A 25,379-nucleotide genomic window follows, 5' to 3' on the forward strand; every position below is an offset into this window, starting at 1 on the left:
TTTTTGTTGTTCTCTGCCTGGTTGTGGGGCGAGCCCCAAACACAACTCCTCTCCAAAAGAATCAGTTAGCTGCGCCTCCGCCGTCTTGTTCTTATTGTGCGTGAGCCGATTCGTCTTATTTTTATTGTGTTTTGCAGTGCTTGTTATTGTTCTTGTACCGAACATATAGCAGGTGCCGTGCCAACTTTTGCAAAGCCCAGTAAAACAAGGGGTTAGGCGGGATTCGGGGTGTTTTGAGAACGAAAAAAAACCGGGATTTCGTTACCGATAACCCCGGTTTCTGTTACGACCTCGCGGTGAGGTAACAGTTTTTGGCTGAAACGCGGTGTTACCCGTTTGAGGGTGACACCGTGTCGCAGCCCCTCGTTCAGCTCTCGCTGGTGGCTCCGCTCTTGCGTCGCGGGATACCCAGGCGCTGGCGGCGCTCCCAGAGGCACTTGCGGCTGACCCCGAGCTTGCGTGCCAGCTCGGTCTCGGTCATGTGGTCCTGGTGTTCGAGGACGAAGTGCTGGAAGTAGTCCTCCAGCGACAGGTCCTCGGTCGGTTCGTGGCTGGCCGCGTTAGCCTGTGCGGCGATGGCCGGCAGATTGTCGAAGGTCTCGTCGTCCTCCAGGTCGCCCAGCTCGATATCGATGCCCAGCAGGTCCGCGGAAATTTCCGGGCTCTCGCAGAGAATCACCGCACGCTCCACGGCGTTCTCCAGCTCGCGCACGTTACCTGGCCAGGAGTAATGGCGGATCGCTTGTTCGGCGTCGTGGGCAAACTTCAGGTCGTTGCGTCCGATGCGCGCCGCCTGGCGAGCGAGGAAGGCGTTGGCGATCTCGTTGACGTCGGCGCCGCGCTCGCGCAGGGCCGGGAGCCTGAGGGCGATGACGTGCAGTCGGTAATACAGGTCTTCACGGAACTGGCCGACCTTGGCCAGGTTCTTCAGGTCGCGGTGGGTCGCGGCGATCAGGCGCACATCGACCTTCTGCGACTGCACCGAACCGACCCGGCGGATCTCGCCTTCCTGCAGCACACGCAGCAGACGGGCCTGAGCTTCCAGCGGCAGTTCGCCGATCTCGTCGAGGAACAGCGTGCCACCGTCCGCCGCTTCCACCAGGCCGGCGCGACCGGCACTGGCACCGGTGAACGCACCTTTCTCGTGACCGAACAGCTCGGATTCGATCAGGGTTTCCGGAATCGCCGCGCAGTTCACCGAGATCATCGGTGCCTTGGCCCGACGCGAAAGGTTGTGCAGGGCTCGGGCCACCAGTTCCTTGCCGGTCCCGGACTCGCCCTGGATCAGCACGTTGGAATCGGTGGGTGCGACCTTGCGGATCTTGCTGTAGAGGTCCTGCATCGGCGGGCAGGAGCCGATGATGCCGATCTCGCCGTTGGCATTGCCGGCGGCGGCCTTGTCGGCTGCCGGTGCCTTGCCGTTGGTGCGCTGCTCGGCCGGGGCTGCCGGAGCGTTCTGGCGGTCACGCAGGATGCGCGCGACGGCCTGGAGCATTTCGTCGTGGTCGAACGGCTTGGCGATGTAGTCCACCGCGCCCATCTTCATCGAGTCGACCGCCGAGCGCAGGCTGGCGTAGCTGGTCATGATCAGCACCGGCGTGCCCTGGCCCAGCTTGATCAGCTCGGTGCCGGGCGCGCCGGGCAGGCGCAGGTCGCTGACGATCAGGTCGAAGGTGGCGATGCTGAATCGCTCCTGGGCTTCCTGCACCGAACCGGCTTCGCTGACCTGGTACTGGTTGCGCTCCAGCAGGCGGCGCAGGGCGGAACGGATGATGGTTTCGTCTTCGACGATCAGAATATGAGGCATTGATTCAATTCTCTCGACGGTCTCAGTTCACAGCGGACGTCGCTTCGACATGTCGTGGCAGGGTCACACGGATCCGCGTGCCACGTTGGCTCTTGGTATCGGCCGGGCTGTCGATGGTGATCTGTCCATAATGCTCTTCCACGATGGAATAGACCAGAGCGAGCCCCAGTCCCGTTCCTTCGCCCGGGTCCTTGGTGGTGAAGAAGGGTTCGAACAGGCGGTCCATGATGTTCTTCGGGATACCGCTGCCTTCGTCCTCGACGATCAGGTCGACGGTGTGTTCGCTGGCCTCGCTGCGTACCCGCACGGCGGCACCGGCGGGCGAGGCATCACGGGCGTTGGAGAGCAGGTTGATCAGCACTTGCGCGAGGCGCTGCGGATCGCCTTCGACCCAGTGTTCGGGATCGCACAGGTTGAAGAACTGTACTTCGAAATTGCGCCGGTTCAATGCCAGCAGACCGATGGCGTCCTGCGCCACTTCGGCCAGGCACACCGGCTCGTCGCTGTGCTGGTGGCTGCCGGCGTGGGCGAAGCTCATCAGCGACTGGACGATGCGCGAGATACGCTTGGTCTGTTCGAGGATCTGGCTGCTCAATTCGGTGATCTCGCCATCTTCCTCGCGTTCCTCGCGCAGGTTCTGCGCCAGGCAGGCTATGCCGGTCACCGGGTTGCCGATCTCGTGGGCGACCCCTGCGGCCAGGCGGCCGATGCTGGCCAGACGCTCGGAGTGCACCAGCTTGTCTTCGAGCATCTGGGTTTCGGTGAGGTCTTCCACCAGCAGGACAAGGCCGCTGTTGCCGGGGGCCAGCGGTTCGTCGATAGCCGCCTTGTGCAGGTTCAGCCAGCGGGTCTGGCCGTCCAGGCCCAGGCGCTGCTTGTGCAGGTGTTCGTCGGGGACGTTGATGAAGCCCAAGAGCAGGCCGCGCCAGGGCTCGACGATGGTGGTCAGGCGCGAGCCGACCACGCGCTTGGCGGGAATCCCGGTGAGCTCCTCCATGGCCTTGTTCCACATGAGAATCTCCTGGTCCTTGGCCAGCGAGCAGACCCCCATCGGCAACTCCTGCAAGGTCTGCCGGTGGTAGCGGCGCAGGGCATCGAGTTCGGCGGCAAGGCCGGTGAGGCGCGAGTGGTAGTCCTCCAGCCGGCTCTCGATGAAGTGGATGTCCTCGGTGACGTAGTTCTCGCTGCCGGACTTGTAGGGCAGGAAGGTTTCCACGATGTCCTGGGCCACGCTCGGGCCCATCAGACCGGACAGGTTGGCCTCGATACGGTCGCGCAGGCGGCGCAGGGCATAAGGGCGGCGCTCGTCGAACGGCAGGTAGAGGTCGCGCAGGGCCTGCTCGACTTCCTTCTGTGCGGCCTTGGCCCCCAGTGGCTTGGCCAGTTGGGTGGCGAACTCCTGCGGTGAGGCGGCGTGCAGTTCCCGGCGTTGTGGCCGGCGCACGTTGTCCACCGCGCAGGCTTCGGCGGCGGAAACTTCCTCGGTGCTGGCATTGGTGAACAGCGAGATCAGGGTGAACAGCAGCACGTTGGCCGCCAGCGAAGCAATTGCCGCCATGTGCCAACTGGTGTCGTCGAGCACGTAGATCATGTTCAGCAACGGGATGTAGAAGCCCTGCAGGTTGCCGACCAGCGGCAGCAGCATGGTCACCATCCACACGGTGATGCCGGCCAGCAGGCCGGCGATGAAGCCGCGCCGGTTGGCGGTCGGCCAGTACAGCACCGAGAGCACGCCCGGAAGGAACTGCAGGGTGGCGACGAAGGCGACGATGCCGAGGTTGGCCAGGTCCTGTTGCGCACCCAGCAGCAGGTAGAAGCCGAAGCCGGCGGCAATGATGGCGACGATCAGCGCCCGGCGGGTCCACTTCAGCCAGCGGTAGATGTTGCCTTCGGCCGGCGGCTGGTACAGCGGCAGCACCAGGTGGTTCAGCGCCATGCCGGAGAGGGCCAGGGTGGTGACGATGATCAGGCCGCTGGCGGCGGACAGTCCGCCGACATAGGCCAGCAACGCCAGTGCCTGGTTGTTGGCGGCGATGCCCAGGCCAAGGGTGAAGAATTCCGGGTTGGTGCTGGCGCCGAGCTTCAGGCCGGCCCAGAGGATCAGCGGTACCGCCAGGCTCATCAGCAGCAGGAACAACGGCAGGCCCCAGCTGGCGCTGACAAGCGAGCGCGGGTTGAGGTTCTCGGTAAAGGCCATGTGGTACATGTGCGGCATGACGATGGCCGAGGCGAAGAACACCAGCAGCAGGGTGCGCCACGGACCTTCCTGCAGCGGCGTGTGCAGGGCGGCGAGGGCGGTCTGGTTCTGCAGCAGCCAGACTTCCAGCTGGTGCGGACCACCGAACACGCCGTACAGCGCATACAGGCCGATCCCGCCCAGGGCGAGGAGCTTGACCACCGACTCGAAGGCGATGGCGAAGACCAGGCCTTCGTGCTTCTCGCGGGTGGCGATATGCCGCGAGCCGAAGAAGATGGTGAACAGCGTGATCATCGCGCAGAAGGCCAGGGCCACGCGGCTTTTCACTGGCTCGCCGGTGAGGATGCTGATGGAGTCGGCCACCGCCTGGATTTGCAGGGCCAGAAGCGGCAGCACGCCGATCAGCATGAACACCGTGGTCAGGGCGCCGGCCCAGGTGCTGCGGAAGCGGAAGGCGATCAGGTCGGCAAGTGACGAAAGCTGGTAGGTGCGGGTGATCTTGAGGATCGGATAGAGCAGCACCGGCGCCAGCAGGAAGGCCCCGGACACACCGAGGTAGCAGGCAAGGAAACCATAGCCGTACTGGTAGGCCAGGCCTACCGTGCCATAGAAGGCCCAGGCGCTGGCGTAGACGCCGAGCGACAGGGTGTAGGTCAGCGGGTGGCGGATGATCGCCCGCGGAATCATGCCGCGTTCGCTGATCCAGGCCACGCCGAACAGCACCAGCAGGTAGGCGGCGCTGATCAGGATCATCTGGGTCAGGCTAAAGCTCATCGGCATCACGTTGGCTCTGCAGGATAAAGGTCACGACGATCAGGATCAGCCAGAGCAGGTAGGGGCGATACCAGGCACCGGTCGGCTCGATCCACCAGTCCATGATGGCCGGGGAGAACAGGTAGATCCCCACGACCAGAAGCAGGACCAAACGATAGATGTACATGCTGGCCTCACTGGAATTGCGCGCTGCGAACTGGATTTATTATTGGCGCAAAACGCGGCTGATGGTAACGGAAGGGCCGGCGCCTGCAAACGGGCTGGCGCTCATGGCCCAAGGGATTGAATCTATTGGCCTTTCTATTCCCCGGCAAGCATTCAGTGCAGATCCGCTTCAGGGACGGTCAGGCGCTGCGGAATCGCTTTCGCATCCCAGTGTCGGGCGGCGTGGGCCAGGACTTCGCCGGGCCGGGCGTCGAGCATGCTGGCGTCGGTGCCCTGGCCCAGCGCGCGCAGGGCTCGCAGGATCAGCGGCGTGGCCTGTTCGGCGGGCAGCGGTGCGGAGCGGTAGGTCTTGCCCAGCTTGTGGCCGTCGGGCTGGATGATCAGCGGGACATGCAGGTAACGCGGTTGCGACAGGCCCAGCAGCTCCTGCAGGTACAGCTGGCGCGGCGTATTGTCCAGCAGGTCGGCACCGCGGACGATATCGGTCACGCCCTGCCAGGCGTCGTCGAGCACCACCGCCAGTTGATAGGCATACAGGCCGTCGCGACGGCGGATGATGAAATCGCCCACCTCGCCCCCCAGATGCTGCTGGAAACGGCCCTGGACGCGGTCGTCGAAGGTGTAGGTCAGTTCCGGTACCCGTATGCGGATCGCCGCGTCTTCCTGGCTGTGCCCGAGATTGCGGCACAGGCCGGGGTAGAGGCCGTTGTAGCCTTCCAGCTGCTTGCGCGAACAGGTGCAGGCATAGGCCAGGCCCTGGCGGAACAGGCGCTCGACCACTTCGGCGTAGGCCTCGTGGCGGTCATGCTGGTAGACCACCTCGCCGTCCCACTCCAGACCGTAGCTTTCCAGGGTCTTGAGGATCGCCGCCTGGGCGCCGGGAGCCTCCCGTGGCGGGTCGATGTCTTCCATGCGCAGCAGCCAACGCCCGCCGACGGCACGGGCATCGAGCCAGGAGGCGAGGGCCGCGACCAGCGAACCGAAGTGCAGGAAACCACTGGGGGTGGGGGCGAAGCGCCCAATATAGCGGGAGTCGGTCATGATCTGTGCGGGCTGTATAAATGAAACGGGGCGCATGATGCGCCCCGTTCTGTCGGAGTGAGAATCAGCCTTTGCCGATCGTCTTTTCCTTCTTCTCCGCGATTTCCTTGCAGTCGAAACACAGGTCCGCGGTCGGGCGTGCTTCCAGGCGACGCAGGCCGATCTCGACGCCACAGGCATCGCACCAGCCGTATTCGTCTTCCTTGATCTTGTCGAGGGTCTTGTCGATCTTCTTGATCAGCTTGCGCTCGCGGTCACGGTTGCGCAGCTCCAGGGCGAACTCTTCTTCCTGGCTGGCGCGGTCGGCCGGGTCGGGGAAGTTGGCGGCTTCGTCCTTCATGTGGTCCACGGTGCGGTCCACGCTCTGCATCAGGTCGCCTTTCCAGGCGTTGAGCAGTTTGGTGAAGTGGGCCTTCATGGGGGCACCCATGTACTCCTCGCCCTTGGTCTCCACATAGGCATCGACACCGTACATGGAATGACCGGCTTTTTGCTTTTCTACGGTGGACATGAATAGACCGCCTCTCACTCATCTGATCCAATGCGCAGGATTGCTTCCATCTCCGGCGACCGCCGGCCCTGCGACTGCGAGCCGCCGAACTTACCAGATAGGATCGGGGTGCGCTACTCCCGGTTATCTCCGGTAGGACAGCGAGGTTTACCCATACGTTCGCTGCGGCGCAGGGGTAGAATCATCAGTCTAGTCCCAATTGAGAGAAGGCCAATGGCTCAGCCTTACAGTGCGCGCAGTCGCGCCATCGAACCCTTTCACGTGATGGCACTGTTGGCGCGGGCCAACGAATTGCAGGCGGCCGGTCACGATGTGATCCACCTGGAAATCGGCGAGCCGGACTTCACCACGGCCACCCCCATCGTCGAGGCCGGCCAGGCTGCACTGGCGGCCGGGCATACCCGCTACACTGCGGCCCGCGGCCTGCCGGCGCTGCGCGAAGCGATCGCCGGCTTCTATGCCACGCGATACGGCCTGAACATCGATCCGCAACGCATCCTTGTTACCCCCGGTGGCTCCGGTGCCTTGCTGCTGGCCAGCAGCCTGCTCGTGGATCCGGGCAAGCACTGGCTGCTGGCCGATCCGGGCTATCCCTGCAATCGCCACTTCCTGCGCCTGGTGGAAGGCGGCGCGCAACTGGTGCCGGTGGGGCCGGATGTCAACTATCAATTGAACGCCGACCTGGTCGAGCGTTACTGGGATCACGATACCGTCGGTGCCCTGGTCGCCTCGCCGGCCAACCCTACCGGCACCGTGCTCGATCGCGAGGCGCTGGCCGGCCTGTCCCGGGCGACCCGCGCGCACAACGGCCACCTGGTGGTAGACGAGATCTACCATGGCCTGACCTACGGCATGGATGCGCCGAGTGCCCTGGAAGTCGACGACCAGGCCTTCATCCTGAATAGTTTCTCAAAATATTTCGGCATGACCGGCTGGCGCCTTGGCTGGCTGGTGGCACCGCCGGCGGCGATCCCGGAACTGGAGAAGCTGGCGCAGAACCTCTACATCAGCGCTCCGAGCATGGCCCAGTATGCCGCGCTGGCGTGTTTCGAACCGCGCACCATCGAAATCCTCGAGGAACGCCGCGCCGAATTCGCCCGTCGTCGCGATTTCCTGCTGCCCGCGCTGCGGGAGCTGGGCTTCGGCATCAGCGTGGAGCCGCAAGGCGCCTTCTATCTGTACGCCGATATCAGCCAGTTCGGCGGTGACGCCTTCGCGTTCTGCCGGCATTTCCTCGAAACCGAGCATCTTGCCTTCACTCCGGGTATCGACTTCGGTCGGCACCAGGCCAGCCACCACGTGCGCTTCGCCTATACCCAGAGCCTGCCGCGCCTGCAGGAAGCGGTTGAGCGGATTGCCCGTGGCCTGCGGAGCTGGCAAGGCTGATGCAGTTTTCTCCCTTGCTCGAAGAGGCGCGCCTGCTGCGCCGCTACAAACGTTTTCTCGCCGATATCGAGACCCTCGACGGCGAGCAACTGACCATCCACTGCCCCAACACCGGGTCGATGCTCAACTGCATGAAGGAGGGCGGTCAGGTCTGGTTCAGTCGCTCCAACGACCCCAAGCGCAAGCTGCCGGGCACCTGGGAAATCAGCGAGACCCCGCAGGGTCGCCTGGCCTGCGTGAACACCGGGCGGGCCAATGCCATCGTCGAGGAGGCACTGCATGCCGGGGTTATCAGCGAACTGGCCGGGTTCACCACACTGCGCCGCGAAGTGCCCTATGGCGAGGAAAACAGCCGCATCGACTTCCAGCTCACCTTCGAAAGCGGCCTGGCCTATGTCGAGGTGAAAAGCGTGACCCTCGGCTTTGACGGCAGCAGCATCGCCGCCTTTCCCGATGCGGTCACCCAGCGCGGCGCCAAGCACCTGCGCGAGCTGGCCGCGCTGGCTCGCCAGGGCGTTCGGGCGGTGCAGCTGTATTGCGTGAACCTGAGCGGCATCGAGGCTGTGCGCCCGGCCGAGGAGATCGATCCAGGCTACGCCATCGCCCTGCGTGCGGCGGTGCTCGACGGTGTCGAGGTGCTGGCCTACGGTGTAACGCTGGACAACGAGCAGGTGCGCATCGATCGAGCGTTGCCGGTGCTGCTCAATCCGTGAGCCAGATACCTTGGCTGTCCTCGTGACAGCCGAGGGCCTGCAAGGCGTCGCCCTCGCAAGGGCCGGCGACGCATTCTCCGCTTTCGATCAGGAACAGCGCACCGTGATGGGCGCAGGTGATCAGGCTGGCACTGCTGTCTAGAAAGGCATCTGGTTGCCAGTTCAGCGGGATACCGCGGTGCGGGCAGCGATTGCGGAACAGGTAGACCTGGCCTTGGCGGCGGACGCCGAGCAACTCCATGCCCTGGCTATTGAAACCACGGCTCTGGCCTTCACCCAGGTCGGCGGAGTGACAAAGAAAGTGCATGAAGGGATTCCGTGGCGGGGTGCAGATCGCTTGACGCTCAAATGCAAATAATTATCAAATTGCGGGCTCAGAAGGCGCCGGGCGTCTTTATACCCTGTCCGTTGCCTCCCTACATACCGTCATGAACAGGAAGCTTCGTTATGCGCCGATGTGCCAGCCTGATCGCCCTCTGTATCGGGCTTGTCTTCAACCCGGTGCAGGCGGAGCCACTGCCGCAGCGCTGGGTCAGTGCCGGTGGTGCACTGAGTGAATGGATCGCCGAGCTGGGCGCCGAGTCGCGCCTGGTCGGGGTCGACACAACCAGCCAGCATCCAGAATCCCTGAAGGCCCTGCCGAGCATCGGTTACCAGCGCCAGTTGTCCGCCGAAGGCGTGCTGAGCCTGCGCCCTGACGTGCTGGTGGGCACGGAGGAGATGGGCCCGCCGCCGGTGCTGGCGCAGATCCGCGGCGCCGGGGTGCGGGTCGAGCTGTTCTCCAGCCAGGCCAGCCTCGATGCGGTGCAGGGTAACCTCAAGCACCTGGGCGAACTGCTTGGCAAACCTGAGCAGGCCGAGAAGCGTTTCGCCGACTATCGCCAGCAACTCGATACCCTGCGCGAGCGCATCAAGACTGCCCAGGGCGCGGAGACCGCGCCAGGCGTAATCCTGCTGGTCGGCCATGCGGGTGCCAAGCCGATGATCGCCGGCAAGGGTACCTCCGGCGACTGGCTGATCCAGCAGGCTGGCGGGCGCAACCTCGCCACCAACGACGGCTACAAGAACTTCTCCACGGAAACCCTGGCGGCCCTGAATCCGCAGGTCGTGGTGTTCTCCGATCGCGCCCTTGCCGGAGATGCCGCGTTGCAGGCCCTGCTCAAGGAAAACCCGGCCCTGGCCGCATCCCGTGCGGTCAAGGAGAAGCGCCTGGTCGACCTCGATCCGACCCTTCTGGTCGGTGGTCTCGGCCCGCGCCTTCCGGCCAGCCTGCAAGCATTGGCCGTGGCCTTCTATCCGGCGGCGAAGGCTAGATTGGCTCCATGATCCGACTGGTAAAGCCACGTACGCTGTTCATCGCCCTCGGGTTGTTGTGTCTGCTGGCGATCTGGCTGTCGCTGGCGCTAGGACCGGTCAGCCTGCCGCTGCTGGATACCCTGCGCGTCGGCGGGCGCCTGATCGGCCTGCCGTTGGCGGGCGACGGACTGGAGCAAGCCGAACTGATCCTCGGGCAGATCCGTCTGCCGCGGACCTTGCTCGGCCTGGCCGTGGGCGCGGTGCTGGCGCTGGCCGGCGTGGCCATGCAGGGCCTGTTCCGCAACCCGCTGGCCGATCCTGGCCTGGTTGGTGTCTCCAGCGGGGCGGCGCTCGGCGCGGCGATCGCCATCGTCGGCAGTACCTGGGTCGGTGGCGTGCCGGAGGTGTTCTCGCCTTATCTGCTGTCGTTGTGCGCCTTCCTCGGCGGCCTCGGGGTTACCGCGCTGGTCTATCGGTTGGGACGGCGTGATGGCCAGACCAGCGTCGCGACCATGCTGCTGGCCGGTATCGCCCTGACCGCCCTGGCCAGCTCGGCGGTGGGCCTGTTCACCTACCTGGCGGACGACGCCACCTTGCGTACCCTGACCTTCTGGAACCTCGGCAGCCTCAACGGCGCCAGCTACCAGCGCCTGTGGCCGCTGGTGCTGGTGGCCACCGCCGTGGCGCTTTGGTTGCCGCGGCGTGCCGAAGCGCTGAATGCCTTGCTGCTGGGCGAGTCGGAAGCGCGGCACCTGGGTTTCGAAGTCGAGAAACTCAAGCGCGAACTGGTGTTCTGCACCGCTCTCGGAGTAGGTGCGGCGGTGGCGGCGGCAGGGCTGATCGGCTTTATCGGCCTGGTGGTGCCCCACCTGGTGCGCCTGCTGGCGGGGCCCGATCATCGCGTGCTGCTGCCGGCGTCGTTGCTGGCTGGCGCCTCGCTGCTGTTGTTCGCCGATCTGATTGCGCGCCTGGCGCTGGCGCCGGCGGAGTTGCCGATCGGCATCGTCACGGCCTTCATCGGTGCGCCGTTCTTTCTCTATCTGCTGTTGCGGGGGCGTGCCTGATGCTACAGGTCGAGGATCTTCAGGTTGTTCGCGGGCGCAAGATCGTGCTCGACGGCATCGACCTTCGGGTGCGGCCGGGCCAGGTGCTGGGTGTGCTCGGTCCTAATGGCGCGGGCAAGAGCACCTTGCTCGGCGCCTTGTGTGGCGAACTGACGCCGACGCGGGGGCGGGTGTTGCTGCATGATCGGGCGCTGGCCGACTGGCCCGGTCACGAACGTGCCCAGCGCCTGGCGGTACTGCCGCAGGCGTCGAGCCTCGGTTTCGCCTTCCAGGTCGAGGAAGTGGTGGGCATGGGCCGCTTGCCCCATCGCACCGGACGCGAGCGCGACCGGGAAATCGTCAGTGCCGCGCTGCAGGCGGCGGACGCCTTGCATCTGGCCGAGCGCAGTTACCTGGCGTTGTCCGGCGGCGAGCGCCAGCGCGTGCACCTGGCGCGGGTGCTGGCGCAGTTGTGGCCAGGCGAGGAGGGCAGGACGCTATTGCTCGACGAGCCGACTTCGGCCCTCGATCCTTTGCACCAGCACACCACCCTGCAGGCGGTGCGCGGATTTGCCGACCGCGGGGCCGCCGTACTGGTGATTCTCCACGACCTCAACCTGGCCGCACGCTATTGTGACCATATCCTGCTGCTGGAAAACGGCCAGCCCCATGCCCTCGATACGCCCGAGCGGGTCCTGCAGCCTGCGGCGCTGAAAGCAGTGTTCGGTCTGGACGTACTGGTCCAGGCTCATCCCGAGCGGGGGCATCCGCTCATCATTGCCCGATAGGAGTTGCACATGTCCCGATCCCGGTCGCTCGGCCTTCTTTTTCTGCTGGCCTGGGGCCTGGCGGGCTGTCACTCCAGTGTCGCGGTGCAACCGCAGCAACCGTTGCCCCCGTTGCCGGAGTGGCAGAGCCCGGAAGGACGCGAGCATGCCGAGCTTGGGCAGATTCGCGAAACCGCCAGCGGCAAGCTGCTGACTCCGGAACAGCTGGTGGAGCGCCTGGCGCAGGCACCGCGGGTACTGGTGGGCGAGCAGCATGACAACCCGGACCACCACGCCCTGCAGCTGTGGTTGTTGAAGGCGCTGGCCCAGCAGCGAGCGCAGGGCAGTTTGTTGCTGGAAATGCTCGAACCGGTGCAGCAGGTCAAGGTCGATGCGGTACGCCAGCAACAGCCGCTGCCGGATGACCTGGCCGCGGCCATTGACTGGCGCCAGGGCTGGGACTGGCGGTTCTATGCGCCACTGCTGCGCGAGGCCTTCGCCCGTGGCTATCCGGTACTGGCGGCCAATCTCGATCGCGAGGAGATGAAGACGATCTATCGGACCCGGCCTGAGCTGACGGGGCCGCGCGCCAAGGCGCCCGAGGTGCGCGATGCCTTGCTGGAAGAGGTGCGCGCCGGCCATTGCGGCCTGCTTCCAGAAGCCCAGTTGCCGGCCATGCTCGCGGTGCAGCAGCAACGTGACCGGCGCATGGCCCAGCGCCTGTTGCAGGCGTCCGCGCCGGCGTTGTTACTGGCCGGTGGGCAGCATGTGCGCAAGGATGTCGGCGTGCCGCTGCACCTGGCGGATCTCGGTGCGGAGTCGGATAGCCCGGTGTTGATGCTGGCCCAGGTAGGCGAGGAGGTCGGGGCAGAGGAGGCGGACTTCGTCTGGTTCACTGCGGCGCTGCCGAAGCGGGACTACTGCGCTGACCTGAAATGAAGAATCGCGGGCAAAAAAAGACCCGGCAAAACTGCCGGGTCAATAACCGTGATTAGCCTGATGAGGAGATAATCTGAGAGTCCGAACCAAGGTCTTTCAGTTTATCCAACCAGTCTCGCGACCAGTTGTGGTAATCATAACGATTCTCATTTCGAAGTCAACGGCTGTTGCCATAAATTTTCAATTTTTTTTCCGCAGGGTCGTCGCATCGAGTTGCTGGTTCAGGGCTTCCTTGCGCTCTGCGGGAATATCGTTCCAGTGCACGTCCAGCAAAGCACCTTCAATCGCGTACAGCAGCACCTTCGATGCCCGGAATCCCCGCGTGCGTACCGCCCGATAGGCATCCACCGCGCCCAGGCGGCGGAGGTCCGATGCGCTGTGGATGCCTACCGCGTGCAGCCATTGCGCCGAGGTCTTGCCAAGATTCTTCAGGTGCTGGAGTTCGTCGTTCATCAAGCCTCCTTGCGCCGGCTGAACGGGTCTTGTGGAGGAATTCGCGGCGTATCAATCAGGAGTGTAGCGGCACTTGGCAATAACGCGGCTATTTGCCAGTGCCGCTGGGAAGAAGGCGCCCGGCGTGGTTCGCCGGGGGCTTTTCAGCGGGTGCGATAGCGCAGGCGGGTGCCGAAATTCACCGACATGAGGATTTCGTCGGCACTCAGTTCGGGCGGGAACCAGGTTCCGGAGATCTGTGCGTGGGCCAGGCTCGCGCCTTCCAGTGGCACGTCGCGCAGGTCAAGGCCGCGCAGGTCGGCGGCGCGGAAGTAGGCACCGCTGAAGTCGATGCCCGAAGCGTCGAGGTTGCGCAGGTCGAGGCCGCGGAAGTCACCATCACGAAAATCGATGCTGGCACCTTGCGGTTTCTCGCGGTTGAAGCCCGCGATGTCCTCGTTGTGAATCAATGCGTACAGCGAGCTATCGAGTTGCCGTGGCTGATTCATGGCGCGAGCCTCCTGGGTGGCCAGATACTGGCATTATAGTGTCACCCATTATGGAGGCCTCGAAATAGAGGCGCGAAGTGTGGACTGCTTCACGCCTCGTGGGCTTTTTACAGGCCTGGCAGGCGCTGGCGGATCTGCTTGACCAGATCGTCCAGGCTGGCGCTTTCGTTGGTTTCCACGCGTTTGCTCTGCAGCAGTTCCTCGGCGCTCAGGGCGTCGCGGCTGGCCTGTTGCGCGGCCACCACGTCCAGGGTCGCATCGGATGGGTCGTTCTGGTCCGCCTGACGTTGCGCCAGCCAGCTGGCGATCACCGCGTCCGGTGCATTGCAGTCGAGGATCAGGAACGGCACGCCGGTCTCGCTGGCGACTTCGGCGGCGTTCTGGCGCTGTGGCTGCTTGAGGTAGGTGGCGTCGATCACGACCGGGAAGCCGGCGCGCAGGACCACTTCGGCCAGGTGATGGAGGCGCGCATAGGTGGCCTGGCTGGCGTCAGCGTTGTAGATACCGGCTTGCAACTGGCCGGCGGCCGCAGCGCTCTGCTCGCCGAACAGGCGCTTGCGCTCCACGTCCGAACGCAGGCGGATGGCGCCAAGGGCTTCGACCAGGCGCATGGCCACGTGGCTCTTGCCCACGGCGGAGACGCCATGGGTGATCGCCAGCAGTCGAGACGGAATGGTGCTGTAGCTTTCCGCCAGGTTGGCGTAGTTGCGGTACTGGCGCAGGGTCGTGGCGCGCTGCACGCCATCGGCATTGGCGGGCATGCTGAACAGGGCGACCTTGGCCCTTACCAGCGCTCGGTAGGCCTTGTAGAAGTTCAGCAGCTCCAGGCCTTCGTAGTCGCCGGTCAGTTCCAGGTACTGGCTGACGAAGCGCCGCGACAGCGATTTCAGGCCACGGTCTTCCAGGTCCATGGCGAGGAACGCGGTGTCGGCGTAGACGTCGGTCAGGCGGAAGGGTTCGTTGAACTCGATGCAGTCGAAGATCACGACCTTGCCATCGATCAGGGTGGCGTTGCCCAGGTGGATGTCACCGTGGCATTCGCGGATGAAGCCTTGCGCCTTGCGCGCCGCGAGCAGCGTGTGCAGGCGGTCGAAGCTGCTGCGGGCCCAGGCCTGCAGGGCGTCGAGCTGTTGCAGGTCGGCCTTGTCGCTGAGGAACGGACGGATCTGCTCGAAGTTCTGCTCCACCGGCGCCATCACGCTTTCCGGGGTGCCCAGCGGGTGCTCGACGGCAACCCGTGGCGCCTGCTGGTGGAACTCGGCGATCTGCTGCGCCATCTGGTCGATGTGCGCGGCGGTCAGTTCGCCGTTGGCCTGCAAGGTGCTGAGCATTTGCTCCTGGGGGAACTGGCGCATCTTCAGGGCGAATTCGATCGCTGTGCCTTCGCCGCCCAACTGGGGGGCTTCGGCGCTGCCGGTGATCGGCAGCACGTCCAGGTACAGGCCTTCGGTGAGGCGTTTGTTCAGGCGCAGTTCTTCCTTGCAGAAGTGTTCGCGGCTGGACAGTTCGGTGAAGTCGAGGAAGCCGAAATTCATCGGTTTCTTGATCTTGTAGGCGTAATCGCCAGTGAGCACGACCCAGGAAATATGCGTCTCGATAACCCGGAAATCCTTCACGGGATGCGGGTACAGGGCGGGGTTCTGCAGGGCTGCGATCAAGGCTTGGCTCACGGGCGATCCTTCCGGGGGCAAATGGGATTCTAATCGGCCATTATGGCGGCAAGCATGCCGTCTGGAAACCGCCGGAGGGCGTCTGTCGATGAACGATAAAGTGCGTATAATCCGCGCCCATGACACGTACCCGATCCTCTCGTACCCCCAAGAAACAACCGTCCGGTCGCGCTCGCGCCTGGCTTGGCTGGGCTATCAAGCTCAGTCTCGTCGGCCTCGTGGTGCTGGCCGGTTTCGCCGTTTACCTCGACGCGGTCGTCCAGGAGAAGTTCTCCGGCAAGCGCTGGACCATTCCGGCAAAGGTCTACGCGCGGCCGCTGGAGCTGTTTGTCGGTCAGAAGCTGAGCAAGGACGATTTCCTCGTCGAACTCGACGCCCTCGGCTATCGCCGTGAGAGCGTGGCCAACGGCCCGGGTGCGGCGGCGGTCAGCGGCAACACCGTCGACCTGAACACCCGCGGCTTCCAGTTCTACGAAGGCCTGGAGCCGGCGCAGAAGGTTCGGGTGCGTTTCTCCGGCGACTACGTGGCCGGCCTCAGCGCAGCCAACGACGCCAAGCTGGCGGTGGTGCGCCTGGAGCCGCTGCTGATCGGCGGCCTGTACCCGAAGAACCTCGAAGACCGCATCCTGATCAAGCTCGACCAGGTTCCGCCCTACCTGGTGGAAACCCTGGTCGCGGTGGAAGACCGCGACTTCTATCACCACTTCGGCGTGTCGCCCAAGTCGATCGCCCGCGCGGTGTGGGTCAACACCTCATCCGGTGCCATGCGCCAGGGCGGCAGTACCCTGACCCAACAGTTGGTGAAGAACTTCTTCCTGACCAACGAACGCAGCCTCAGCCGCAAGCTCAACGAGGCGATGATGGCGGTGCTGCTGGAGATGCACTACGACAAGAATGAAATCCTCGAGGCCTACCTGAACGAAGTGTTCATCGGTCAGGACGGCCAGCGCGCGGTGCATGGCTTCGGCCTGGCCAGCCAGTTCTTCTTCAGCCAGCCATTGTCGGAACTGAAACTGCACCAGGTAGCTTTGCTGGTAGGCATGGTCAAGGGGCCGTCCTACTACAACCCGAGGCGCTATCCGGAGCGTGCCCTGCAGCGACGCAACCTGGTCCTCGACCTGTTGGCGGAGCAGGGCGTGGCCACCCCGGAAGTGGTCGAGGCGGCGAAGAAGATGCCACTGGGCGTGACCAAGCGCGGCAGCCTGGCCGACAGCTCGTTCCCCGGCTTCCTCGACCTGGTCAAGCGTCAGCTGCGCCAGGACTATCGCGACGAAGACCTTACCGAAGAAGGCCTGCGCATCTTCACCAGTTTCGACCCGATCCTGCAGATGAAGGCTGAATCGTCCATGGCCGATACCTTCAAGCGCCTGGCAGGACGCAAGGGTTCGGATGAGGTCGAGGCGGCGATGGTGGTGACCAACCCGGAAACCGGCGAGGTCCAGGCCCTGATCGGCAGCCGGCAGGCCGGGTTTGCCGGTTTCAACCGGGCGATCGACGCGGTGCGGCCGATCGGCTCGCTGGTCAAGCCGGCGGTATACCTGACGGCGCTGGAGAAGCCGAGCCAGTACACCTTGACCAGCTGGGTGCAGGACGAACCATTCTCGGTCAAGGGCGGTGACGGTCAGGTGTGGAAACCGCAGAACTACGACCGGCGTGCCCACGGCACTATCTACCTGTACCAGGGCCTGGCCAACTCCTACAACCTGTCGACGGCCAAGCTGGGCCTGGAACTGGGTGTGCCGAATGTGCTCAAAACCATAGGGCGGCTGGGCGTCGAGGTCGACTGGCCAGCGTTCCCGTCGATGCTGCTGGGCGCCGGCGGCATGTCGCCGATGCAAGTCGCGACCATGTACCAGACCCTCGCCAACGGTGGCTTCAACACGCCGATGCGCGGTATCCGCAGCGTGCTTACCGCCGAGGGAGAGCCGCTCAAGCGCTACCCGTTCCAGATCCAGCAACGCTTCGATCCGGGCTCGATCTACCTGGTGCAGAACGCCATGCAGCGGGTGATGCGCGAAGGGACCGGGCGCTCGGTGTACAGCGTGCTGCCGAGCTCGCTGAACCTGGCGGGCAAGACCGGCACCAGTAACGACTCGCGGGACAGTTGGTTCGCCGGCTTCAGCCAGGACTTGCTGGCGGTGGTCTGGCTGGGTCGCGACGACAACGGCAAGACGCCGTTCACCGGTGCCACCGGTGCCTTGCAGGTCTGGACCAGCTTCATGCGCAAGGCCGACCCGCTGCCGCTGGACATGCCGCAGCCGGACAACGTGGTGCAGGCCTGGGTCGATCCGCATACCGGCCAGGGCTCCGACGCCAGCTGCCCGGGCGCCGTGCAGATGCCGTATATTCGCGGCAGCGAGCCGGTCGCAGGCGCGGCCTGCGGCGGTGAACAGACGCCTGCCGACTCGGTCATGGACTGGGTCAAGGGCTGGATGAATTAATCGGCGATTGCCAAGAGGACATGACGTGAAGAAATGGTGGTTTCCTGCCCTGACGGCGCTGGCCTTGCTAAATGGTTGCGCCAGCGTGCCGCGGGGTTCGATCCCGGTGGTGGATTCGGGTACCCGGGTGTCCAACAGCGAGCGGGTCCAGGCCAATCGCGCCGGTACCGCGCCCGTGCGTAGCGGCACCAGCCAGGCCCAGACGATTCCGCAGGACAGCGGCGTGACTGTGATGATCCCGCAAGGCAGCGGGGCGGCACCAATCCAGACTTTCCCGGCGTCCACCGCGCCGTCGGGCATCAGCACCGGCCCGATCACCCCGGGCCCGGTGACCTCGGAGCCATTCACACCGCAGCCGAGCAGCAACGCTGGCAGCTACACCATGCCGTCCGCGCCGACCGGCATCCCCAGGGCCAGCAGCAGTGTTGGTGGCCTGTCGGCGGACGAGCAACTGGATGGTCCGGTGCTGGCCCTGCTGACCACCGCCCAGCAACAGCAAGGCAGCGGCGACTACAACGGTGCCTCGTCGAGCCTCGAACGCGCGCAGCGCATCGCACCACGCGAGCCGCAGGTGCTTTACCGCCTGGCCCAGGTGCGTCTGGCCCAGGGCGATGCAGCACAGTCCGAACAACTGGCGCGTCGTGCGCTGACCTATGCCAACGGTCGTCCCGACCTGCAGTCCGGATTGTGGAACATCATCGCCCAGGCCCGCGAAAAGCAGGGTGATGCCGCCGGCGCCGCGCAGGCACGGCAGAAAGCCCAGGCGACGCTGTGATGGACGCGCGGATCCTGGATATCGCCGATCACTTGCTGCTGATCGAGCGTGAGCTGCATGTGCAGGGGTGGTGGAGCGATGAGGCGCCGAGTGCCGAGGCGTTGGCCAGCACCGTGCCCTTTGCCGTCGACAGCATGAGCTTCGAGCAATGGCTGCAATGGATCTTCCTTCCACGCATGAAGGAAATCCTTGAGCGTGGTCTGGCGCTGCCCAATGCCTCGGGCATTCTGGTGATGGCCGAGACGGTGTACGTCGATCGCCCGGAGGAAAGTCGTCAATTGCGCAAGCTGCTGGCGGAGTTCGACCAATTGATAAGTCCATCTGCCTGATTTTCCTGCCGTTTATCGTCCGGGGCCGCTTTTGTGGCCCCGTTTCGTTTGCAACGGGGTATCGCAAACGTTTTCGCTACGCTGGCAGAGGCGTTGCGGAGGAATTTAAACCGTCAAGTCACTTGACTTGCGCAGTTCGAATCAGAACAATCCAAAGTCCGCTGTAGGGGGACTGCCAGAAGCAGACCCGCTAAGCAGATCATGAGGCGCACACCCGCGCCGACCTGTTACACCCCGCAACGCGTTACCTCGCGCTGGGTGGGAAAACCCCGCAACACTTTGGGGCGCTCCCAATACTTGCTCAGTCAGTGCTGACGTAGTGGCATTTTCGTCGCTCATGCTCTGCTTGGCAGTAAACCTATTAAGACCCGTTCCGGAGCGAACGGTATTCTGGCGTTTTAGAGGTGAACAACGTGGAGCTTTTATCTGGCGCTGAAATGGTCGTCCGCTTCTTGCGTGACGAAGGCGTTAAGCACATCTATGGGTACCCTGGCGGTGCTCTCCTTCATGTTTACGATGCCCTGTTCAAAGAACCGGAAGTCCAGCACATCCTGGTTCGCCACGAGCAGGCGGCTACCCATATGGCGGACGGCTATGCCCGTGCCACCGGCAAGGCCGGCGTGGTACTGGTGACCTCCGGTCCGGGCGCGACCAATGCCATCACCGGCATCGCCACCGCTTACATGGACTCCATCCCGATGGTCATCCTTTCCGGTCAGGTGCCCAGCACCATGGTCGGCACCGATGCCTTCCAGGAAACCGACATGATCGGTATCTCCCGGCCGATCGTGAAGCACAGCTTCATGATCAAGCATGCCTCGGAAATCCCGGAAGTCCTGAAGAAAGCTTTCTACCTCGCGCAATCCGGCCGTCCAGGCCCGGTGGTCGTCGACATTCCGAAGGACATGACCAACCCGGCTGAAAAGTTCGAGTACGTCTATCCGAAGAAGGTCAAGCTGCGCTCCTACAGCCCGGCGGTCCGTGGTCACTCCGGCCAGATCCGCAAGGCGGCGGAAATGATCCTCGCGGCCAAGCGCCCGATCATCTATGCCGGCGGTGGCGTGATCCTTGGTGGTGGCTCCGAGCCGCTGACCGAGCTGGCGCAACTGCTCAATGTGCCGGTGACCAACACCCTGATGGGCCTCGGCGCCTACCCGGGTACCGATCGCCAGTTCGTCGGCATGCTCGGCATGCACGGCAGCTACACCGCCAACCTGGCGATGCACCATGCTGACGTGATCCTGGCTGTCGGCGCGCGTTTCGACGACCGCGTCATCAACGGCCCGGCCAAGTTCTGCCCGAACGCGAAAATCATCCATATCGACATCGATCCGGCTTCGATCTCCAAGACGGTCAAGGCTGACGTCCCGATCGTCGGGCCGGTGGAGAGCGTGCTCACCGAGATGCTCGCTGCTGTCCGGGAGATCGGCGAGAAGCCTGAAAAGGCCGCCATCGATGCCTGGTGGCAGCAGATCGAAGAGTGGCGCGGCGATCGCGGCCTGTTCCCTTACGACAAGGGCGACGGCAGCATCATCAAGCCTCAGACCGTGATCGAGACCCTGTGCGAAGTCACCAAGGGCGACGCCTTCGTCACCTCCGACGTCGGCCAGCACCAGATGTTCGCGGCGCAGTACTACCGCTTCAACAAACCGAACCGCTGGATCAACTCCGGTGGCCTGGGCACCATGGGCTTCGGCTTCCCGGCGGCTATGGGCGTCAAGCTGAACTTCCCGGAGGCCGACGTGGCTTGCGTTACCGGTGAAGGCAGCATCCAGATGAACATCCAGGAGTTGTCGACCTGCCTGCAGTACGACCTGCCGGTGAAGATCGTCAACCTGAACAACGGTGTGCTGGGTATGGTTCGCCAGTGGCAGGACATGTCCTACAACAGCCGTCACTCGCACTCCTACATGGAGTCGCTGCCTGACTTCGTCAAGCTGGCCGAGGCCTATGGTCATGTGGGTATCCGCATCACCAGCCTGAAGGACCTCAAGCCCAAGCTCGAAGAAGCCTTCGCCCTGAAGGATCGCCTGGTGTTCATCGACATCCAGGTCGACAACAGCGAGCACGTCTATCCGATGCAGATCAAGGATGGTTCGATGCGCGACATGTGGCTGAGCAAGACGGAGCGGACCTGATATGCGGCACATTATTTCCCTGCTGTTGGAAAACGAACCCGGTGCCCTGTCCCGCGTCGTCGGCTTGTTCTCGCAACGCAACTACAACATCGAAAGCCTGACCGTAGCGCCGACCGAGGACCCGACCCTGTCGCGTCTGACGCTGACCACGGTTGGCCACGATGAGGTGATCGAGCAGATCACCAAGAACCTGAACAAACTGGTTGAGGTGGTCAAGCTGGTCGACCTGTCGGAAAGTGCTCATATCGAGCGCGAGCTGATGCTGGTCAAGGTGAAGGCCACTGGCGCCCAGCGTGCCGAGATCAAGCGCACCACCGATATCTATCGTGGGCAGATCGTCGACGTCAGCGCCAGCGTGTACACCGTGCAGTTGACTGGCACCAGCGACAAGCTCGACAGCTTCATTCAGGCAATCGGCACTGCGTCCATTCTCGAAACCGTACGTAGCGGTGTCACCGGCATTGCCCGTGGCGACAAAGTGCTCAGCATCTAACTCGACAAAATTAGCGAATGGCCTGAACAAGGCCAAGATAACAGGGGTATTTCATGAAAGTTTTCTACGATAAAGACTGCGATCTGTCGATCATCCAGGGCAAGAAAGTTGCCATCATCGGTTACGGCTCCCAGGGCCACGCTCAGGCGTGCAACCTGAAGGACTCCGGTGTGGATGTCACCGTCGGTCTGCGTAAAGGTTCGGCTACCGTTGCCAAGGCTGAAGCCCACGGCCTGAAAGTTGCTGACGTCGCTACCGCCGTCGCTGCTGCCGACCTGGTCATGATCCTGACCCCGGATGAATTCCAGGGCGCCCTGTACAAGCACGAAATCGAGCCGAACATCAAGAAGGGCGCTACCCTGGCCTTCTCCCACGGCTTCTCGATCCACTACAACCAGGTCGTTCCGCGTGCCGACCTCGACGTGATCATGATCGCGCCGAAGGCCCCGGGCCACACCGTTCGCTCCGAGTTCGTCAAGGGCGGCGGCATCCCTGACCTGATCGCCATCTACCAGGACGCTTCGGGCAACGCCAAGAACGTCGCACTGTCCTACGCCGCTGGCGTTGGCGGTGGTCGCACCGGCATCATCGAAACCACCTTCAAGGACGAGACCGAAACCGACCTGTTCGGTGAGCAGGCCGTTCTCTGTGGTGGTACCGTCGAACTGGTCAAAGCCGGTTTCGAAACCCTGGTCGAAGCTGGCTACGCGCCGGAAATGGCCTACTTCGAGTGCCTGCACGAACTGAAGCTGATCGTTGACCTCATGTACGAAGGCGGTATCGCCAACATGAACTACTCGATCTCCAACAACGCCGAGTACGGCGAGTACGTGACCGGTCCTGAAGTCATCAACGAAGAATCCCGCAAGGCCATGCGCAACGCTCTGAAGCGCATCCAGGACGGCGAGTACGCGAAGATGTTCATCAGCGAAGGCGCTACCAACTACCCATCGATGACCGCCAAGCGTCGCAACAACGCTGCCCACGGCATCGAGATCATCGGCGAGCAGCTGCGTTCGATGATGCCTTGGATCTCGGCGAACAAGATCGTCGACAAAGCCAAGAACTGATTGGTTCTGATGCGATGAAAACGCGGCTTCGGCCGCGTTTTTTCATTTCCGGGGTCAGGTTCTGGTATAAGCTTTCATCCGTTTGTCGGCGAACCCTCGCCGCGAGCCTTTGTCGAAACTATCCAAACCGTTGCAAGGTAATCTCAATGAGCGAACGTCCCGAAGAGCCGAACAAGGCCTCTGACGCCGAAAGCCTGCTACCGATCGATGAGCATGTCGAAGAAGGACATGACGCCGAAGGACGCAAAGTCCGTCACCGCGGCATCTATCTGCTGCCCAACCTGTTCACCACTGCGAACCTGTTCGCCGGTTTCTATTCGATCATCAACTCGATGAGCGCGCAGAGTGCCCTGAGTGCCGGTGATCCTCGCGAGGCGAGCAAGTATTTCGCCTTTGCTGCAATCGCCATCTTCGTGGCCATGGTGCTGGATGGCCTGGATGGTCGCGTCGCGCGCATGACCAATACCCAGAGCGCCTTTGGCGCCGAGTACGACTCCCTGTCCGACATGGTCGCCTTTGGCGTGGCCCCGGCTTTGCTTGCATTCGGCTGGGCGCTGGGTGACATGGGCAAGGTCGGCTGGATGGTCGCCTTCATCTATGTAGCCGGCGCTGCACTGCGCCTGGCGCGTTTCAACACCCAGGTGGGCAAGGCCGACAAGCGCTACTTCATCGGCCTGGCCAGTCCGGCGGCGGCGGGTGTTGTCGCTGGCACGGTCTGGGCCTTCAGCGACTACGGCATCCAGGGATCGAAGCTGTCATTCCTTGTGGCGTTGCTGGTCGCTGGTGCGGGCATGCTGATGGTCAGCAACATCAAGTACAACAGCTTCAAGGAACTCGACCTCAAGGGGCGTGTACCCTTTGTGGCGATCCTCGCAGTGGTGCTGGTATTCGCAGTGGTGTTCAGCGATCCGCCGCGCATCCTGCTGCTGATCTTCCTTGCTTATGCGGCGTCCGGCCCTGCGCAGTATCTGTTGCGTGGCCGCCGTCGTAAAAACGCGGAGTAGGGCTGCAATATTTACCTGACTCCGTAGTCTACTGCTTCATCTGCCATGCAGTTCTGCGGAGTCATCATGCTGATCAAGTTCCCCCGGACCTCCGACTGTTCCGAGTCGGAGGTCACGCCCGAGTCGCTTTATCTTTCCCGTCGTTCCCTGCTGGGTGCCTCCATGGCGGGGCTGGCTGTTGCCGGTCTGCCGGGATGGTCGTTCGCGGCGGATCCTTCGCGCTATGCCGACGTGGAGGCGGGAGCGGCGCCTGGCTGGTTCACCGAGAAGCTGGCCGACACCCGCTGGCAGGCGGTGACCGTGAAGGACGAGGCCATCACACCGTTCAGGGACGCCACTCACTACAACAACTTCTACGAGTTCGGTACCGACAAGGGTGACCCGGCAGAGAATGCCGGTGCGTTGCCGACGTCGCCGTGGACCGTGGTCATCGATGGTGAGGTGGGCAAGCCGGGGCGCTACGCACTGGAAGACTTCATCAAGCCGTACCAGCTGGAGGAGCGGATCTACCGGTTGCGCTGCGTCGAGGCGTGGTCGATGGTCATTCCCTGGCTGGGCTTTCCTTTATCTGCGCTGCTCAAGGAAGTCGAGCCGACTTCGAAGGCAAAGTATGTGCGCTTCGAAACGCTGCAGGATCCCAAGCACATGCCGGGGCAGCGCTCGGGTTTTGCCCTGATCGACTGGCCTTATGTAGAAGGGCTGCGCCTGGATGAAGCGATGAACCCGCTGGCGATTCTTGCGGTGGGTATGTATGGCCGCGAACTGCCGAACCAGAATGGCGCGCCGCTGCGCCTGGTGGTGCCTTGGAAATACGGGTTCAAGAGTATCAAGTCGATCGTGCGCATCAGCCTGGTCAGCGAGCAGCCGAAAACCACCTGGCAGCGTATTGCGCCGGAGGAATACGGCTTCTATGCCAACGTCAATCCGACGGTCGATCATCCGCGCTGGACCCAGGCGCGGGAACGACGGTTGCCGAGTGGCCTGTTCAGCCCCAATGTACGTGAGACGCAGATGTTCAATGGCTACGCCGAAGAGGTGGGGGCGCTGTATAGCGGCCTGGACCTGCGGAAGAACTACTGATGCGTTATCCCCTGTTCCGTTTGTGCATATTTCTTCTGGCTGCGGTATGGCCGTTGTTCTGGCTGTATCAGGCCTGGATCTTTGCGCTGGGTCCTGACCCAGGCAAGGTGCTGGTGGATCGCCTTGGCCTGGGCGGTTTGATCTTCCTGCTGATCACCCTTGCGATGACGCCCTTGCAGAAGATGACAGGTTGGTCGGGATGGATCGTGGTCCGTCGGCAGTTGGGCTTGTGGTGTTTTGCCTATATAGCGCTGCACTTGAGTGCCTATCTCTTCTTTATCCTCGGCCTCGACTGGGGGCAGTTGACGGTGGAGTTGCGCAAGCGGCCGTACATCATCGTCGGGGTGCTGGGCTTCCTGGGTTTGCTCAGCCTGGCGGTGACATCGAATCGTTATAGCCAGCGCCGTCTCGGAGCACGCTGGAAGCGTCTGCATAAGTTGGTCTACGGGATTCTTGGATTGGGATTGCTGCATTTCCTCTGGATCGTGCGGGCCGACCTCAAGGAATGGAGTATCTACGCGTTGATTGGTGTGAGTCTGTTGCTCCTGCGTATCCCGGCCGTCAACCAGCGTTTGCCCCGGTTTGGCGGGCGGAAAATGCGTCCGGTAACAAAAGTTTAAATAAAGTGTTGACGTGTCGTTTTATCTGTCTATAATTCGCCCCACTTCCGGCGCAGTCGAAACGGAAAACTCCTTGAAGATCAAAGGGTTAGACGTTTCAGATGGTATCGGAAGTGCTTCGGTCGTTTACGAAGGCGGTTGAAAAAGGCAGTTGACAGCAGGTTGTAACGCTGTAGAAT

24 protein-coding genes are annotated in these 25,379 nt (G+C 63.2%); 15 read left to right on the plus strand and 9 right to left on the minus strand.

Annotation, left to right across the window (positions count from 1 at the left end; translation table 11 throughout):
- Nucleotides 1-367: 367 nt before the first annotated feature.
- The 5 genes from V0R59_RS03460 to dksA form a co-directional block, all read right to left on the minus strand.
- Nucleotides 368-1,807 (minus strand): sigma-54-dependent transcriptional regulator, encoded by a 1,440-nt coding sequence (locus tag V0R59_RS03460; RefSeq protein ID WP_330073039.1) that lies wholly within the window; start codon nucleotides 1,805-1,807, stop codon nucleotides 368-370.
- Between the two features lie 22 nt (nucleotides 1,808-1,829).
- Nucleotides 1,830-4,784: a sensor histidine kinase gene (locus V0R59_RS03465; protein ID WP_330073038.1), complete on the minus strand. Its 2,955-nt coding sequence runs from the start codon at nucleotides 4,782-4,784 to the stop codon at nucleotides 1,830-1,832.
- A complete protein-coding gene (locus tag V0R59_RS03470; protein ID WP_003250005.1) occupies nucleotides 4,768-4,944 on the minus strand; it encodes a hypothetical protein in 177 nt (58 codons plus the stop codon). The genes V0R59_RS03465 and V0R59_RS03470 overlap by 17 nt, the downstream gene beginning before the upstream one ends.
- Before the next feature lie 152 nt (nucleotides 4,945-5,096).
- On the minus strand, nucleotides 5,097-5,984 hold the full coding sequence (gluQRS, locus tag V0R59_RS03475) for a tRNA glutamyl-Q(34) synthetase GluQRS (RefSeq protein WP_330073037.1): 888 nt from the start codon (nucleotides 5,982-5,984) through the stop codon (nucleotides 5,097-5,099).
- A 64-nt stretch (nucleotides 5,985-6,048) separates the two neighbouring features.
- Nucleotides 6,049-6,495, minus strand: a complete 447-nt coding sequence (dksA, locus tag V0R59_RS03480) for an RNA polymerase-binding protein DksA (RefSeq protein ID WP_330073036.1) — start codon at nucleotides 6,493-6,495, stop codon at nucleotides 6,049-6,051.
- Between the two features lie 213 nt (nucleotides 6,496-6,708).
- Here dksA and V0R59_RS03485 point away from each other — a divergent pair, with 213 nt between their 5' ends.
- Together V0R59_RS03485 and sfsA are read left to right on the plus strand one after the other, a co-directional pair.
- Nucleotides 6,709-7,881 carry a pyridoxal phosphate-dependent aminotransferase gene (locus V0R59_RS03485; RefSeq protein WP_330073035.1) on the plus strand — a complete coding sequence of 391 codons (1,173 nt, stop codon included), beginning with the start codon at nucleotides 6,709-6,711 and terminating at the stop codon, nucleotides 7,879-7,881.
- Complete coding sequence (gene sfsA, locus V0R59_RS03490) at nucleotides 7,881-8,594, plus strand: DNA/RNA nuclease SfsA (protein WP_330073034.1); 714 nt, start codon at nucleotides 7,881-7,883, stop codon at nucleotides 8,592-8,594. Before V0R59_RS03485 ends, sfsA begins: the two co-directional genes overlap by 1 nt.
- On the opposite strand, the gene V0R59_RS03495 is transcribed toward sfsA, so the two are convergent.
- Nucleotides 8,584-8,901: a Rieske (2Fe-2S) protein gene (locus V0R59_RS03495; protein ID WP_330073033.1), complete on the minus strand. Its 318-nt coding sequence runs from the start codon at nucleotides 8,899-8,901 to the stop codon at nucleotides 8,584-8,586. The genes sfsA and V0R59_RS03495 overlap by 11 nt on opposite strands.
- 140 nt (nucleotides 8,902-9,041) lie before the next feature.
- Here V0R59_RS03495 and V0R59_RS03500 point away from each other — a divergent pair, with 140 nt between their 5' ends.
- Genes V0R59_RS03500 through V0R59_RS03515 form a run of 4 tightly spaced genes read left to right on the plus strand, consistent with a single transcriptional unit; the run spans nucleotide 9,042 to nucleotide 12,639 of the window.
- A complete protein-coding gene (locus tag V0R59_RS03500; RefSeq protein WP_330073032.1) occupies nucleotides 9,042-9,920 on the plus strand; it encodes a heme/hemin ABC transporter substrate-binding protein in 879 nt (292 codons plus the stop codon).
- Nucleotides 9,921-9,970: 50 nt separating this feature from the next.
- A complete protein-coding gene (locus tag V0R59_RS03505) occupies nucleotides 9,971-10,954 on the plus strand; it encodes a FecCD family ABC transporter permease (protein ID WP_330073309.1) in 984 nt (327 codons plus the stop codon).
- Nucleotides 10,954-11,721, plus strand: coding sequence for a heme ABC transporter ATP-binding protein (locus V0R59_RS03510; protein ID WP_330073031.1), 768 nt, complete (start codon nucleotides 10,954-10,956; stop codon nucleotides 11,719-11,721). Before V0R59_RS03505 ends, V0R59_RS03510 begins: the two co-directional genes overlap by 1 nt.
- A gap of 9 nt (nucleotides 11,722-11,730) precedes the next feature.
- On the plus strand, nucleotides 11,731-12,639 hold the full coding sequence (locus V0R59_RS03515) for a ChaN family lipoprotein (RefSeq protein WP_330073030.1): 909 nt from the start codon (nucleotides 11,731-11,733) through the stop codon (nucleotides 12,637-12,639).
- A gap of 180 nt (nucleotides 12,640-12,819) precedes the next feature.
- On the opposite strand, the gene V0R59_RS03520 is transcribed toward V0R59_RS03515, so the two are convergent.
- From V0R59_RS03520 to V0R59_RS03530, 3 genes are all read right to left on the minus strand, one after another.
- Nucleotides 12,820-13,092, minus strand: coding sequence for a TfoX/Sxy family protein (locus tag V0R59_RS03520; protein ID WP_330073029.1), 273 nt, complete (start codon nucleotides 13,090-13,092; stop codon nucleotides 12,820-12,822).
- A gap of 143 nt (nucleotides 13,093-13,235) precedes the next feature.
- A complete protein-coding gene (locus V0R59_RS03525) occupies nucleotides 13,236-13,580 on the minus strand; it encodes a pentapeptide repeat-containing protein (protein WP_330073028.1) in 345 nt (114 codons plus the stop codon).
- 107 nt (nucleotides 13,581-13,687) lie between these two features.
- Nucleotides 13,688-15,250, minus strand: coding sequence for a bifunctional aminoglycoside phosphotransferase/ATP-binding protein (locus V0R59_RS03530; RefSeq protein WP_330073027.1), 1,563 nt, complete (start codon nucleotides 15,248-15,250; stop codon nucleotides 13,688-13,690).
- 119 nt (nucleotides 15,251-15,369) lie between these two features.
- On the opposite strand from V0R59_RS03530, the gene mrcB reads away from it, so the two are divergent.
- The 9 genes from mrcB to msrQ all read left to right on the plus strand — a co-directional run bounded on the left by mrcB (nucleotide 15,370) and on the right by msrQ (nucleotide 25,200).
- Nucleotides 15,370-17,691, plus strand: a complete 2,322-nt coding sequence (mrcB, locus tag V0R59_RS03535; RefSeq protein WP_330073026.1) for a penicillin-binding protein 1B — start codon at nucleotides 15,370-15,372, stop codon at nucleotides 17,689-17,691.
- 25 nt (nucleotides 17,692-17,716) lie between these two features.
- A complete protein-coding gene (locus V0R59_RS03540) occupies nucleotides 17,717-18,466 on the plus strand; it encodes a tetratricopeptide repeat protein (RefSeq protein ID WP_330073025.1) in 750 nt (249 codons plus the stop codon).
- Nucleotides 18,463-18,795 (plus strand): YqcC family protein, encoded by a 333-nt coding sequence (locus tag V0R59_RS03545; RefSeq protein ID WP_330073024.1) that lies wholly within the window; start codon nucleotides 18,463-18,465, stop codon nucleotides 18,793-18,795. The genes V0R59_RS03540 and V0R59_RS03545 overlap by 4 nt, the downstream gene beginning before the upstream one ends.
- Before the next feature lie 413 nt (nucleotides 18,796-19,208).
- A complete protein-coding gene (locus tag V0R59_RS03550) occupies nucleotides 19,209-20,933 on the plus strand; it encodes an acetolactate synthase 3 large subunit (RefSeq protein ID WP_330073023.1) in 1,725 nt (574 codons plus the stop codon).
- Nucleotide 20,934: 1 nt separating this feature from the next.
- The gene (gene ilvN, locus V0R59_RS03555; protein WP_042125802.1) at nucleotides 20,935-21,426 is read left to right on the plus strand and encodes an acetolactate synthase small subunit; all 492 of its coding nucleotides are present in this window, start codon (nucleotides 20,935-20,937) and stop codon (nucleotides 21,424-21,426) included.
- 53 nt (nucleotides 21,427-21,479) lie between these two features.
- Nucleotides 21,480-22,496: a ketol-acid reductoisomerase gene (gene ilvC / locus V0R59_RS03560; RefSeq protein WP_330073022.1), complete on the plus strand. Its 1,017-nt coding sequence runs from the start codon at nucleotides 21,480-21,482 to the stop codon at nucleotides 22,494-22,496.
- Nucleotides 22,497-22,642: 146 nt separating this feature from the next.
- Nucleotides 22,643-23,500, plus strand: a complete 858-nt coding sequence (gene pssA / locus V0R59_RS03565; protein ID WP_330073021.1) for a CDP-diacylglycerol--serine O-phosphatidyltransferase — start codon at nucleotides 22,643-22,645, stop codon at nucleotides 23,498-23,500.
- A 66-nt stretch (nucleotides 23,501-23,566) separates the two neighbouring features.
- Complete coding sequence (gene msrP / locus V0R59_RS03570; RefSeq protein ID WP_330073020.1) at nucleotides 23,567-24,580, plus strand: protein-methionine-sulfoxide reductase catalytic subunit MsrP; 1,014 nt, start codon at nucleotides 23,567-23,569, stop codon at nucleotides 24,578-24,580.
- Entirely contained in the window at nucleotides 24,580-25,200 is a 621-nt protein-coding gene (msrQ, locus tag V0R59_RS03575; RefSeq protein ID WP_330073019.1) for a protein-methionine-sulfoxide reductase heme-binding subunit MsrQ, read from the plus strand. Before msrP ends, msrQ begins: the two co-directional genes overlap by 1 nt.
- The last annotated feature ends 179 nt before the right edge of the window (nucleotides 25,201-25,379 follow it).

The organism is Pseudomonas ulcerans (assembly GCF_036324125.1).
GTDB classification, from domain to species: Bacteria; Pseudomonadota; Gammaproteobacteria; order Pseudomonadales; family Pseudomonadaceae; genus Aquipseudomonas; species Aquipseudomonas ulcerans.

Excerpts from the sequence above, each read along its gene's own strand:
- V0R59_RS03460 (WP_330073039.1), bottom strand. The coding sequence starts at position 1,807 with ATGCCTCATATTCTGATCGTCGAAGACGAAACCATCATCCGTTCCGCC.
- V0R59_RS03465 (WP_330073038.1), bottom strand. The coding sequence starts at position 4,784 with ATGCCGATGAGCTTTAGCCTGACCCAGATGATCCTGATCAGCGCCGCC.
- V0R59_RS03470 (WP_003250005.1), bottom strand. The coding sequence starts at position 4,944 with ATGTACATCTATCGTTTGGTCCTGCTTCTGGTCGTGGGGATCTACCTG.
- gluQRS (WP_330073037.1), bottom strand. The coding sequence starts at position 5,984 with ATGACCGACTCCCGCTATATTGGGCGCTTCGCCCCCACCCCCAGTGGT.
- dksA (WP_330073036.1), bottom strand. The coding sequence starts at position 6,495 with ATGTCCACCGTAGAAAAGCAAAAAGCCGGTCATTCCATGTACGGTGTC.
- V0R59_RS03485 (WP_330073035.1), top strand. The coding sequence starts at position 6,709 with ATGGCTCAGCCTTACAGTGCGCGCAGTCGCGCCATCGAACCCTTTCAC.
- sfsA (WP_330073034.1), top strand. The coding sequence starts at position 7,881 with ATGCAGTTTTCTCCCTTGCTCGAAGAGGCGCGCCTGCTGCGCCGCTAC.
- V0R59_RS03495 (WP_330073033.1), bottom strand. The coding sequence starts at position 8,901 with ATGCACTTTCTTTGTCACTCCGCCGACCTGGGTGAAGGCCAGAGCCGT.
- V0R59_RS03500 (WP_330073032.1), top strand. The coding sequence starts at position 9,042 with ATGCGCCGATGTGCCAGCCTGATCGCCCTCTGTATCGGGCTTGTCTTC.
- V0R59_RS03510 (WP_330073031.1), top strand. The coding sequence starts at position 10,954 with ATGCTACAGGTCGAGGATCTTCAGGTTGTTCGCGGGCGCAAGATCGTG.
- V0R59_RS03515 (WP_330073030.1), top strand. The coding sequence starts at position 11,731 with ATGTCCCGATCCCGGTCGCTCGGCCTTCTTTTTCTGCTGGCCTGGGGC.
- V0R59_RS03520 (WP_330073029.1), bottom strand. The coding sequence starts at position 13,092 with ATGAACGACGAACTCCAGCACCTGAAGAATCTTGGCAAGACCTCGGCG.
- V0R59_RS03525 (WP_330073028.1), bottom strand. The coding sequence starts at position 13,580 with ATGAATCAGCCACGGCAACTCGATAGCTCGCTGTACGCATTGATTCAC.
- mrcB (WP_330073026.1), top strand. The coding sequence starts at position 15,370 with ATGACACGTACCCGATCCTCTCGTACCCCCAAGAAACAACCGTCCGGT.
- ilvN (WP_042125802.1), top strand. The coding sequence starts at position 20,935 with ATGCGGCACATTATTTCCCTGCTGTTGGAAAACGAACCCGGTGCCCTG.
- ilvC (WP_330073022.1), top strand. The coding sequence starts at position 21,480 with ATGAAAGTTTTCTACGATAAAGACTGCGATCTGTCGATCATCCAGGGC.
- pssA (WP_330073021.1), top strand. The coding sequence starts at position 22,643 with ATGAGCGAACGTCCCGAAGAGCCGAACAAGGCCTCTGACGCCGAAAGC.
- msrP (WP_330073020.1), top strand. The coding sequence starts at position 23,567 with ATGCTGATCAAGTTCCCCCGGACCTCCGACTGTTCCGAGTCGGAGGTC.
- msrQ (WP_330073019.1), top strand. The coding sequence starts at position 24,580 with ATGCGTTATCCCCTGTTCCGTTTGTGCATATTTCTTCTGGCTGCGGTA.